We start from the raw sequence: 10,848 nt of genomic DNA, 5'->3' as shown, positions 1-10,848 counted from the left end.
CACGTGTCGCAGATCTCCAGCGACCGCGTCGAGAAGGTCGGCGACGTGCTGAAGGAAGGCGATGTGGTCAAGGTCAAGGTGCTGGAAGTCGACAAGCAGGGCCGTATCCGCCTGTCGATGAAGGCCGTCGAAGAAGGCGAGGGTGTGTCTGCCGAGTAATCGGCCGCCGCACCTCTGCTGGAATGAAAAAGCGGGCTTCGGCCCGCTTTTTCTTTGCCTGTGGTTCCGGCACGGAACGGGGCATCGACGGCACGCCGGGGTGCGCCATCGGCATGGGCGGCTGCGTCCCGGACAACCAGATGAGGGGCAGCTGCGATGCAGGGTGCTGTACGTGGCAGGCGATGCACCGGGGATGTGCGGGGTCGACCCTGGCTGACCAACAGTGGGCACGCCGGCACCATCGTGATTCTTGCGGGCAAGGACCTGGTCCCCGTCGCGAAGAATTCCTATGGCGTTGGCGCATCCACGCAGAAGTCAAAGAGGTCCACGCCCATGTCGTCAGAATTCCGTAATTCCCATCTCCGTAACCCGGTCGCTCCGATCGAGGATCCCGGCAGGCGCCGCCTGATGCAGTCCGCGCTGGCCGGTTCAGCCTGCCTGGTAGCGGCACCGTTGCTGGCCCACCAAGGCTTGGTGGATTCATGGGGTGAACCCATTGGCAGGGAAGCCAAAGCCAGCGCCGGTGACGACGCGCTCACGGTCCTGCGCGAGTCACTGCTGGCAGGGCTGAATCTGGTGCCGGTAGTGGGCGGCTTCCTTTCCTATCTGGGCGCGCTGTTCATTCCTGCCGTCGGAAACTCCGCAGAGCAGCTGTGGCGTGAGATTGTCGACGCGCGGATTTCCGAGGCGCTGTTGCAATTGGTGAAGGCTGATCTCTTTGGCCTCACCGGGGTAGTGCAGCTGTACGCCGATGCGGTGCGCTCCGGGGACCTGGTCGCGATCAGCACGCAGAGCATTGCCGCCAATACCCAGTTCGTAGGCGCTGTGCCCCGCTTCGCCCAAGTGGGACAGGAAGTATCCTTGCTCCCCCTTTACGTCATTGCCGCCTCGCTGCATCTTGCTTTGCTGCGCGACATGGCATTGAAGGCGGTCGACCTGGGTTACACGCCGGCCTATCGCAGTACGCTGGAAGCACAGGCCAAGGACTGCATTGCCCGTTACACCGCGCATGTTGACCGATACGTCGCCGCCGCCATCCAGGCGGCCAGGGTGAACAATCCCTACGACTGGCGCAAGGGGGATTACTACGAGAGCAACAAGCCGTTGACGCAGATGCTGCAGGTAAAGGCAGCACTGCAGATCGCCGTCATCGACATGCGCGATACCTGGTATGCGTTCGACCCGGTACGCTTCCCCGCGCCGGTCGCGGTCCGGCTGAACCGCGAAGTTCTCTCTCCCATCATCGGCAAGTGGGACAGGAAGAATATTTCGCCAGACGCCCTGCCGACGTGGCAGCCGCCGGCATCGCGGATAAAAGAGCTGGGATTGAGCACATTCAGCACAGCCGGCGGTGCGTCATGGCTCCAGGGAATCCACGTCGTGTACCAGGATGGATCCGAGCTGGAAACCGGATCTCGTGCGACCCAAGGCAAACGCTTGTTCCTACGGAACAAATCGTTCCATTTGAGCAGGGTCAGGGCGAGATACCTGCAGGGCATTACCCGTCTGGAAGTCGACCATAACAACGGAACGTTCTGGCAGGGTGGCGGTCCCAACTCCGGCGCCAATACAGCCTCCATCAGCTACACGGGGCATCGCGTGTCATCCATAAGGTCGGTGGGTCATGGCCGGGCGCCCGCGCTGACCTCAGTGGGCAGCCTTATCGTGGGCTTCCAGTTGCTCAACCAGGAGGCCGTCCCGATCAGTCTGCAAAGCTACGATCGGCTGGCGCCCAACATGGCGCCGCAGTTGCTCAGGTGGATTGCGGACTGAACCATTGTGGTCTCGCCTGTTGGGCAAGAATGTCTGCTTGAGTAACGGTCATTGAAGACCCCTTCATCGCAGGCAACCGATGCGCCAGCAGTGGGCTCCTGGAAGAGAAAGTGGGCGTAAAGCCCGCTTTCTCCCGGCGGAACATGCTGTGGAGTTCGCTGTCAGCGCACCGGTCTGCGTATCCAATCGATCAGGTGGGGCGCAATGACGGGAGCAATCCGTGCATCGGTCTCCGGGTGGATGCGCATGACGCCGGGTCGCTCCAGGCCAAAACCGTAAACGAGACCGCTGATCGCGCCATGCGCTGCGCCACTGCTGCGGCCTTTGCCCACGCTGCGGATCGATTGGAGCCCATGTTGTGCATAGCCGCTCTTTATCTTGATTTCGCTGCCTTCGAGCTCGCGTCTTCCCGCGCGTACGATCCGCCCATGATTGTCGGTCAACGCCATCTGGGCGACCCCGGCGCTGCGCGCCGTCACTGCGCTTTTGAACCAGAAGGAAGGGTCAATAGCGAGTTCAGAACGCTCCCCCCAGATCTCGCCGGTCTGCAATGTCTCGTCCGTCTGGTCGTAATGCAGCTTCACTGCAGACAGCCAGTGGGTGCGCCACTGCGAACGAACCCAGACTTCGAGCCGGTTGATGCGTGTCCCAGGGGTCTTCCAGTCCGGAATTTCGTCGGGTGCGCGTGACTCCAGATCCCACCAGCCCGCGATCGGGGAGAAAATCTCCCGCAGCAGCCATACGCGTTTCCTGTCGGGGTACTTTGCCGCATCGAATGCGTACCAGGTGTCACGCTGGTCGATGACTTCAAGCTGCAGCCGCGCCTTCTCGGCCAGCATCGACGAAAGTGGCTGGTTGCGTCGGGCGGACGTGTCTTCGTAGGGGTTGTCCCTGCGCGCTTTGTCGATGGCTGCTTCCACGGTAGCGTCGACGTGGCGTGTATAGGCTTCGATCCGGTTGCTGAGCTCGTTTTTGTAGTTCTGCACCGATTCGATGCTGAAACCGATCTCCAGTCCGGTCAGGGCGATATCCCTCAGCAGCGTCAGATGCAGCGTCGCAGCGACGACGAACAGAGGTAGCAACGCTATCTGCTCAGCCTGCAGCTGGAAGCGTGGAATGAGCGCTGAGAACTGGGTATTGCTCGCTATGCTCTGCGAATGGATCGTCGGACGATCCTGCGCCGTTACTGCATCCCGGTAGAGTCTTGAGACGCTGGTCAATCCTTCAAGATCGGCCTTCACCAGATTGAATACGGTTTCAGAAATGCGCTTGTCGGTGTATTCGCGCCACATCTGCTCAGGCGCCTTGCCTTGTTTGGGAAGAAACAGGGCTCCCACGTAGGAGAGCAGCCCACCCACCACGGGAGTTTGATAAAGGGCGCCAAGGGTTGACTCGCGCATCAGGTCGTAGAGCTCGCCGGCTGGCTCGCTGGGCGCCGTGATGGCGGGTAGCCGGGTATCGATCCGGAGCGTCGTCTGCCGGGTTGGCGAGGCCTGCAGGGAACCGGCTGCGAGAGACGTGCATCCAAGTGCCGCAGCGGCCATCAGTCTTCTGCGGACGGGGTCGCGGGGGACCGCCTGAGCCGTGTCGGTGGCGGGAAAATCATGACGCTTCATTGGCTGACCTCGCTTTGACGGACCGGTTGGTGCGTCAAGCTTCAGCTCACCAGCGCGCTGGCGGCAGCGGAAAATGCACCAGGAAAGGGCGGGTCGAAAGCGCAATGATGGCTAGGGCATTACCGTTGGCGCATGGGCAATGTCGATAGCACGCGACGGGTCCATCCGTGCCTGGGCGCCTGCGCGTGCAGTGAGTGATCCTGCGCATGCGTTGATCGTCAGTCCGCCCACACGCTGTGTGGATCGCCATGCCGGGCCCGTCGCGTCGTCGCACGCGCCAGCACCGCAAACCCCACCGCCATGGCCAGCGCCACCGCGTCCACCCAGAACAACGCCCAGTGGCCATGACCGGCGCTGGTCCACCACCACCATCCACTCAGCGCGCCGTGCGCCAGCGGTACCAGTGCGGTTACCACGGCGGCGGCCCACAGCAGTTCACGCGCGGCCTGGGCCGGGCGACGCAGTGCGGCCCACAGTGCGCACGCGCCCCAGGTCAGGAAGCACACCCAACGGATGCCGGCCTCCACCGACGGCGGTGCCACGCGCTCCAGCACCTGCGCGGCGACGAAGGCGGCCGAGATCGCCACCACCAGCCCGATGCAGACCCCGACCGTGGCGCGCGCCATGTTGACCTGCGCGCGGCCTTGCTCGACCTGTCGCCGCTTGCGCCGCGATTCGATCCACAACAGGTTGCCGGAGTAGAACAGGAAGGCGCCGCCCAGGCCCAGCAGGAAATACAGCCAGGCCACCACGCCATTGCCGAACTCGCCGAAGTGCAGGGCATAGGCCGCGCTCAGGGTGGCATGGTTGGCATCGCGGCGGCCCGGCAACTGGCTGGCCAGCAGGCGGCCGCTGGCGACGTCGAAGGCGACCGCGCCGGCCGGACCGAGCGTGCCTTCGGACTCGCCGGTGATCTCGATGGTGGCGGCGGCGTCGCCGGCGTTGGCCAGCTTCAGGTAGGCCGGTTCGAAGCCCTGCACGCCCTGATCGCGGGCCACCTGCAGCGAACGCGCATGCAGGTCGGCCAGCTTGACCGCGTCGCCGGCGGTGCCGCTGGCTGCCCGGACCGGCGCGGTATCCATCGCCGACGGTACCGCCTGCATCAGCTTGCCGTCGTAGATCAGTGGGTTGAGCAGGGCCATCTGCAGGAACACCAGGCACAGCAGTGCCCCGGTGACCGCGAACATCAGGTGGAAGGGCAGGCTGAGCACGCCGATGATGTTGTGCGCGTCCTGCCAGAACTGTTTCAGGTTGCGGCCCGGGCGCAGCGCGAACAGGTCGCCGGCCAGCTTCGGCAGGTGGATCACCAGCCCGCTGAGCAGCGCCACGCCGTACAGCAGGCTGACGATGCCCATCAGGTAGAGGCCGGCCACCGGCAGGCCCAGCGTGTAGTGCAGTTCGTTGACCAGTTCGGCCAGCCCGGTCTGCGGCGGGGTGAGGCTGCCGTCGTAGTGGTCCAGCCAGGCGTATTGCCAAGTTCCCTTGGCGTCCTGCCAGTAGGCGATCGGCTGCGGATGGTCGCCGCCGGGGAAGGTCATGCCCATGTGCGCGCGCGCGGCCGGATGGCGTTCCAGCACGCCGTCCAACAGGCGTTGCGCGTCGGCCAGGGTGGCGGCGGGCTGGTCCACCGATGCCGGCGTCTGCCACAGCGGGATGTCATGGTGGAACACCGTCAGCGCGCCGGCGTAGAACGCCACGAACAGCGCGAAGCCGGCCACCAGGCCGACCCAGGTATGCAGCGTGGTGAAGGTGCGCAGGGTCTGCGAGCTGAACTTCATTGGATCATTCTCATTGCACTGCGCCGGACAGGCGCAGCAGCCACAGCAGGAGGAAGCCACCGGTAGCACAGGCGCCCATTACGCCCCATGCGCGCGCCCCGCTGCGGAAGCTGAAGGCCCACACCGCCGCCAGCATCCACAGCGGGATGAAGGCGATCAGGCTGGGCACCAGCGCGGAGGCCCAGGGGCCGCGCGGCAACCATGCGATCAGTCCGGTGATAGCGGCGGCCACGAACAGGCCCGCAATGAGGCCGGCAAAGGCGCGCGGCCACATCAGCGCGGCTTCCTGGCCGGCAGCGCGGCCGGACGGTGCCAGGCCGCCAGCGTGGGCAGCAGCATGGCGATCGCCATCCACACGCACAGGGCGATCACCAGGCCGGCGCCGACACCCAGGTCGGCCATCCACAGCCACAGGCCGGCAACGGCTGCCACGGTGCCGATCTCCCGGCCCAGCCGGCCGGCGCGATGAAGCCGTGGCCAGCGGCAATGAGGCGAAGCGGCATAGAACGCCAGTGCGGACAGTGCGGTGGCCAGCATCGCCAGCGAGCAGAAGCCCAGCGAGGACAATCCGATGGTGGGCACCTGCATCAGCGTGGGAGTCCCGCCAGGTACAACGAGGGACGACGATCAGGAAGCGGGGTCATCGGGGATCCGGAGGGTAGAAGGTGCAGCGACACACGCGTATGGTAATCATTGACTTTTGCGCGATCCAGTATCCGCTATTCAGGCGACTGCGGCCGATGCCCTTGGGCTTTGTGCCGCGCTGGTTTAAGATCAACCACAGCCCTCCCACTGGATCCAGGTGGCCCGCGCCAAGCGCCGGCCGAGCGTGTGACATGAGCACTACCATCGCCCACTGCTGACCTGCACCCGAAGGCTCCCATCCAGGCGCCCTCGCGGCGCTTTTTTATTGCCCGGGCCTTGCCCGGATCCGCATGCCAGCCCGCCGCGCGGGCACAGCAAGAAGCCATTTCGATGATCACGATCACTCTTCCCGACGGCAGCCGCCGCGAATTCGAACATCCCGTCAGCGTCATGGAGGTGGCCCAGTCGATCGGTGCCGGCCTGGCCAAGGCCACCATCGCCGGTTCGGTCGATGGCGTGCTGGTCGATGCCAGCGACGTGATCGCCAAGGACGCGACCCTGCGCATCATCACCGCCAAGGACGAGGAGGGCGTGGAGATCATCCGCCACTCCAGCGCGCACCTGGTCGGTCATGCAGTCAAGCAGCTGTACCCGGACGCCAAGATGGTGATCGGTCCGGTCATCGCCGAAGGGTTCTATTACGACATCCAGTCCGAGCGTCCGTTCACCCCGGATGACCTGGCGGCGATCGAAAAGCGCATGGGCGAGTTGATCGCCCAGGACTACGACGTGGTCAAGAAGGTGACCCCGCGCGCTGAAGTCGTGGAAATTTTCAGGGCGCGTGGCGAGGACTACAAGCTGCGCCTGATCGAGGACATGTCGCCGGACATCCAGGCCATGGGCATGTATTACCACCAGGAATACGTGGACATGTGCCGCGGCCCGCACGTGCCCAACACGCGCTTCCTGAAGGCCTTCAAGCTGACCCGCATTTCCGGTGCGTACTGGCGCGGTGATGCGCAGAACGAACAGCTGCAGCGCATCTACGGTACCGCCTGGGCCGACAAGAAGCAGCTCGATGCGTACATCAAGCGCATCGAAGAAGCAGAAATGCGCGACCACCGTCGCATCGGCAAGCAGCAGGACCTGTTCCACCTGCAGGAGGAGGCGCCGGGCCTGGTGTTCTGGCACCCCAAGGGCTGGGCGCTGTGGCAGGTGGTGGAGCAGTACATGCGCCGCGTCTACCGCAACAGCGGCTATGGCGAAGTGCGCTGCCCGCAGATCCTGGATGTGTCGCTGTGGAAGCAGTCCGGGCACTGGGACAACTACAAGGAGAACATGTTCTTCACCGAATCGGAGAAGCGCACCTATGCGGTGAAGCCGATGAACTGCCCGGGCCACATCCAGGTGTTCAACCAGGGCCTGCACAGCTATCGCGACCTGCCGATCCGCTACGGTGAATTCGGTTCATGCCATCGCAACGAGCCGTCCGGCGCGCTGCACGGCATCCTGCGCGTGCGTGGCTTCACCCAGGACGACGGCCATGTGTTCTGCACCGAATCGCAGATCGAAGGCGAAGTAACCGCGTTCCACCAGCAGGCGCTGGCGGTGTACCAGCACTTCGGCTTCGAGGACATCCAGATCAAGATCGCGCTGCGTCCGGAATCGCGCCTGGGCGACGACGCAACGTGGGACAAGGCCGAGGGCGCGCTGCGCTCGGCGCTGTCCAGCTGCGGCGTGGAATGGCAGGAACTGCCGGGCGAGGGCGCTTTCTACGGCCCGAAGATCGAATACCACCTGAAGGACGCCATCGGCCGTACTTGGCAGCTGGGCACCATGCAGGTCGATTTCATGATGCCCGGCCGCCTCGGCGCCGAGTACGTGGATGAGAACAGCCAGAAGAAGCACCCGGTCATGCTGCACCGGGCGATCGTCGGTTCGATGGAGCGCTTCATCGGCATCCTGATCGAGCACCACGCCGGCCAGTTCCCGGCCTGGCTGGCCCCGACCCAGGTGGTGGTGGCCAACATTACCGATGCCCAGGCTGAATACGTGAGCGAGGTGCGCAAATCCCTTGCGGATCAAGGCTTCCGCGTGGTCGCCGATTTGCGTAATGAGAAGATCGGTTATAAGATTCGCGAGCACACGCTTCAGCGCGTGCCGTACCTGCTGGTCATTGGTGACCGCGAAAAGGAAAACGGCGCCGTGGCGGTGCGTACGCGTTCCGGCGAGGACCTGGGCAGCATGAGTCTCCAGGCCTTCATTGAACGGCTGCAGGCCGAGGGCGCGTAATCAAAGGTCCGGTCCGTGTGCAATGGCGCGCGGACCGGTTCGATACCCTTGGGAGATTGCAATATCAGTACCCCTGACAACAAACAGAACCGCAAGAATCAGGAAATCCGCGTGCCGCGCGTACGCGTGATCGGCAGCGACGGCGAAATGATCGGCGTGCTGACGCGCGACGAAGCCTTGGCGATGGCCGAGGAAGAAGGCCTGGACCTGGTTGAAATCCAGCCGCAGGCCGATCCGCCGGTGTGCAAGGTGATGGACTTCGGCAAGTTCAAGTTCGAAGCCCAGAAGAAAGCCAGCGAAGCCAAGAAGAAGAGCAAGCAGGTCGAGATCAAGGAAGTGAAGTTCCGTCCGGTCACGGACGAGGGCGACTACCAGATCAAGCTGCGCAAGATGCGCGGTTTCCTCGAAGAGGGCGACAAGATCAAGGTCAACATCCGCTTCCGTGGCCGTGAAATGAGCCATCAGGAACTGGGTCGCGAGATGGCCAACCGGATCGAAACCGATCTGGGCGAGGACATCGTGATCGAATCCCGTCCGCGCCTGGAAGGCCGCCAGATGGTGATGATGATTGCTCCGAAGAAGAAGACATAAGGCGGCACGGGCTGCCCCTCGCGGGCGCCTGGCAGCTGAATGCAACGGGAGGAGGGCGCCGCTGGCGCCTTTCTGCTTTTTGGCCCCCGGTCTTCGTCATGGCATGCCGGGGCGTTGCCCGAGGCCCATTTCCCCTGTATGATTGCCGGCTCGACCCATCAGGAGGGGTCGTACGCGGATCATGGCAGGACGGAAAGAGTGGCCCAGGCCACCGCCAGATCAGTCAGAAACCAGGGTCAAATCCCATCAAGGACATAGCAATGCCCAAGATCAAGACCAACCGGGCGGCGGCCAAGCGTTTCCGCAAGACCGCCTCGGGCAAGTACAAGTGCGGCCACGCCAACCGTAGCCATATCCTCACGAAGAAAGCGACCAAGCGTAAGCGTAACCTGCGTCAGACGAATCACGTCCGCGCAGAAGACGCCGGCCGTCTGGACCGCATGCTCCCTTACCTCTGAGGAACTGACACATGGCACGAGTAAAGCGTGGCGTACAGGCGCGTCGCCGCCACAAGAAAATCCTGACTCTGGCGAAGGGCTACTACAATGCCCGTCGCAAGGTCTTCCGCGTTGCCAAGCAGGCCGTCATCAAGGCCCAGCAGTACGCGTACATCGGTCGTAAGCAGAAGAAGCGTAATTTCCGCTCGCTGTGGATCACCCGTATCAATGCCGCGGCCCGCATCAATGGCCTGAGCTACAGCCGTTTCATGAACGGCCTGCTGAAGGCTGGCATCACCCTGGACCGCAAGGTGCTGGCAGACATCGCCGTGCACGACGCGGCCGGTTTTGCCGCGCTGGCTGAAAAAGCCAAGGGCGCTCTGGCGGCATAAGTCCTCCTCGGTCGTTGCCGTTGACGCAACACCCGCAGGTAAGGCAATGCATGGGGAAGGGCGCAAGTCCTTCCCCATTCTTTTTTGTGCGGTGGCCAGCGCAACGCGCGGCGGCCGGACAGCGGTGGCGACGGGGGTCGGCCCTTCGCGCATCGCGAGGGCATATCCGACCCGAGGTTCCGGCACCCATGAGTGACATCCAATCCCTGACCGCCCAGGCGCTGGCCGATGTGGCTGCCGCCCAGAGCCCCGATGCGCTGGAACAGCTGCGCGTGGCCCTGCTGGGCAAGAGTGGCAGCATCACCTCGCAGCTGAAACAGCTTGGCGCCTTGCCGGCCGACGAGCGCAAGGCCGCCGGCGAAGCGATCAACCGCGCGCGCGACACGCTGACCACGGCGCTGGCCGAGCGCAAGGCGGTACTCGAAGACGCCGCCCTGGATGCGCGCCTGTCCGCTGAAGCCATCGACATCACCCTGCCGGGCCGTCGCGGTGGCCGTGGTGGGTTGCACCCGGTGACCCGCACGCTGGAGCGCATCACCGAGATCTTCGGTCGCCTGGGCTACGAGTTGTCCGAAGGCCCGGAAATCGAGGACGACTGGCACAACTTCGAAGCGCTGAACTTCCCGCCGCACCATCCGGCGCGTGCGATGCACGACACCTTCTACTTTGGCGATGGCCGCCTGCTGCGCACGCATACCTCCGGGGTGCAGGTGCGCTACATGGGCGAGCACGCGCCACCGCTGCGCATGATCGCCGCCGGCAAGGTCTACCGCAGCGACAGCGACCAGACCCATTCGCCGATGTTCCACCAGGTCGAAGGCCTGCTGGTGGACGAGCATTCCAATTTCGCCGATCTCAAGGGCACGCTGTCCGAGTTCGTGCGCGCGTTCTTCGAGCGCGATTTCGAGATGCGTTTCCGTCCCAGCTACTTCCCCTTCGTTGAACCGGGTGCGGAAGTGGACATCGCCTGGCAGCAGCCCGATGGCAGCACCCGCTGGCTGGAAGTGCTGGGCTGCGGCATGGTGCACCCGAACGTGCTGCGCAGCGTTGGCATCGACCCGGAGCGTTACACCGGCTTCGCCTTCGGCCTGGGCGTGGAGCGGTTCGCGATGCTGCGCTACGGCGTGAACGACCTGCGCGCGTTCTTCGAGAACGACGTGCGCTTCCTGAAGCAGTTCGCGTAAACACTATCGGTAGTGACGACCGCTGGTCGTCAACGAGGACG

11 protein-coding genes are annotated in these 10,848 nt (G+C 64.1%); 7 read left to right on the top strand and 4 right to left on the bottom strand.

The window, feature by feature from the left end; genetic code table 11:
* Positions 1-159, top strand: a 159-nt coding sequence (locus tag ACI2JH_RS08350) for a S1 RNA-binding domain-containing protein (protein WP_404736008.1), incomplete at its 5' end; no start/stop codon positions are given.
* Between the two features lie 333 nt (positions 160-492).
* On the top strand, positions 493-1,932 hold the full coding sequence (locus ACI2JH_RS08345) for an insecticidal delta-endotoxin Cry8Ea1 family protein (protein ID WP_404735928.1): 1,440 nt from the start codon (positions 493-495) through the stop codon (positions 1,930-1,932).
* A gap of 161 nt (positions 1,933-2,093) precedes the next feature.
* Here the strand turns inward: ACI2JH_RS08345 and ACI2JH_RS08340 are convergent, their stop codons facing one another.
* The 4 genes from ACI2JH_RS08340 to ACI2JH_RS08325 form a co-directional block, all read right to left on the bottom strand.
* Positions 2,094-3,548 (bottom strand): insecticidal delta-endotoxin Cry8Ea1 family protein, encoded by a 1,455-nt coding sequence (locus ACI2JH_RS08340; protein ID WP_404735927.1) that lies wholly within the window; start codon positions 3,546-3,548, stop codon positions 2,094-2,096.
* Positions 3,549-3,766: 218 nt separating this feature from the next.
* Positions 3,767-5,326 (bottom strand): PepSY-associated TM helix domain-containing protein, encoded by a 1,560-nt coding sequence (locus tag ACI2JH_RS08335; RefSeq protein WP_404735926.1) that lies wholly within the window; start codon positions 5,324-5,326, stop codon positions 3,767-3,769.
* Between the two features lie 10 nt (positions 5,327-5,336).
* Positions 5,337-5,600 (bottom strand): hypothetical protein, encoded by a 264-nt coding sequence (locus tag ACI2JH_RS08330; protein WP_404735925.1) that lies wholly within the window; start codon positions 5,598-5,600, stop codon positions 5,337-5,339.
* Positions 5,600-5,914, bottom strand: a complete 315-nt coding sequence (locus tag ACI2JH_RS08325) for a hypothetical protein (protein WP_220550369.1) — start codon at positions 5,912-5,914, stop codon at positions 5,600-5,602. The genes ACI2JH_RS08330 and ACI2JH_RS08325 overlap by 1 nt, the downstream gene beginning before the upstream one ends.
* A gap of 387 nt (positions 5,915-6,301) precedes the next feature.
* Between ACI2JH_RS08325 and thrS the strand changes: the two genes are divergently transcribed.
* The 5 genes from thrS to ACI2JH_RS08300 all read left to right on the top strand — a co-directional run bounded on the left by thrS (position 6,302) and on the right by ACI2JH_RS08300 (position 10,807).
* Positions 6,302-8,203, top strand: coding sequence for a threonine--tRNA ligase (thrS, locus tag ACI2JH_RS08320; protein ID WP_101100742.1), 1,902 nt, complete (start codon positions 6,302-6,304; stop codon positions 8,201-8,203).
* 48 nt (positions 8,204-8,251) lie between these two features.
* A complete protein-coding gene (gene infC, locus ACI2JH_RS08315; protein ID WP_080335080.1) occupies positions 8,252-8,794 on the top strand; it encodes a translation initiation factor IF-3 in 543 nt (180 codons plus the stop codon).
* Positions 8,795-9,054: 260 nt separating this feature from the next.
* Positions 9,055-9,252 carry a 50S ribosomal protein L35 gene (gene rpmI / locus ACI2JH_RS08310; protein WP_002811096.1) on the top strand — a complete coding sequence of 66 codons (198 nt, stop codon included), beginning with the start codon at positions 9,055-9,057 and terminating at the stop codon, positions 9,250-9,252.
* Positions 9,253-9,263: 11 nt separating this feature from the next.
* Positions 9,264-9,623 (top strand): 50S ribosomal protein L20, encoded by a 360-nt coding sequence (gene rplT, locus ACI2JH_RS08305; RefSeq protein WP_003484828.1) that lies wholly within the window; start codon positions 9,264-9,266, stop codon positions 9,621-9,623.
* Positions 9,624-9,811: 188 nt separating this feature from the next.
* A complete protein-coding gene (locus tag ACI2JH_RS08300; protein WP_042612989.1) occupies positions 9,812-10,807 on the top strand; it encodes a phenylalanine--tRNA ligase subunit alpha in 996 nt (331 codons plus the stop codon).
* Positions 10,808-10,848: the final 41 nt, after the last annotated feature.

Origin of the sequence: Stenotrophomonas sp. NPDC078853, assembly GCF_044901215.1 — a bacterium.
GTDB classification, from domain to species: Bacteria; Pseudomonadota; Gammaproteobacteria; order Xanthomonadales; family Xanthomonadaceae; genus Stenotrophomonas; species Stenotrophomonas lacuserhaii.
Note: the sequence above shows the minus strand (reverse complement) of the source record. Positions and strands in the feature narration are given on the sequence as shown.

Excerpts from the sequence above, each read along its gene's own strand:
- thrS (WP_101100742.1), top strand. The coding sequence starts at position 6,302 with ATGATCACGATCACTCTTCCCGACGGCAGCCGCCGCGAATTCGAACAT.
- rplT (WP_003484828.1), top strand. The coding sequence starts at position 9,264 with ATGGCACGAGTAAAGCGTGGCGTACAGGCGCGTCGCCGCCACAAGAAA.
- rpmI (WP_002811096.1), top strand. The coding sequence starts at position 9,055 with ATGCCCAAGATCAAGACCAACCGGGCGGCGGCCAAGCGTTTCCGCAAG.
- ACI2JH_RS08325 (WP_220550369.1), bottom strand. The coding sequence starts at position 5,914 with ATGCAGGTGCCCACCATCGGATTGTCCTCGCTGGGCTTCTGCTCGCTG.
- ACI2JH_RS08335 (WP_404735926.1), bottom strand. The coding sequence starts at position 5,326 with ATGAAGTTCAGCTCGCAGACCCTGCGCACCTTCACCACGCTGCATACC.
- ACI2JH_RS08340 (WP_404735927.1), bottom strand. The coding sequence starts at position 3,548 with ATGAAGCGTCATGATTTTCCCGCCACCGACACGGCTCAGGCGGTCCCC.
- ACI2JH_RS08300 (WP_042612989.1), top strand. The coding sequence starts at position 9,812 with ATGAGTGACATCCAATCCCTGACCGCCCAGGCGCTGGCCGATGTGGCT.
- ACI2JH_RS08345 (WP_404735928.1), top strand. The coding sequence starts at position 493 with ATGTCGTCAGAATTCCGTAATTCCCATCTCCGTAACCCGGTCGCTCCG.
- ACI2JH_RS08330 (WP_404735925.1), bottom strand. The coding sequence starts at position 5,600 with ATGTGGCCGCGCGCCTTTGCCGGCCTCATTGCGGGCCTGTTCGTGGCC.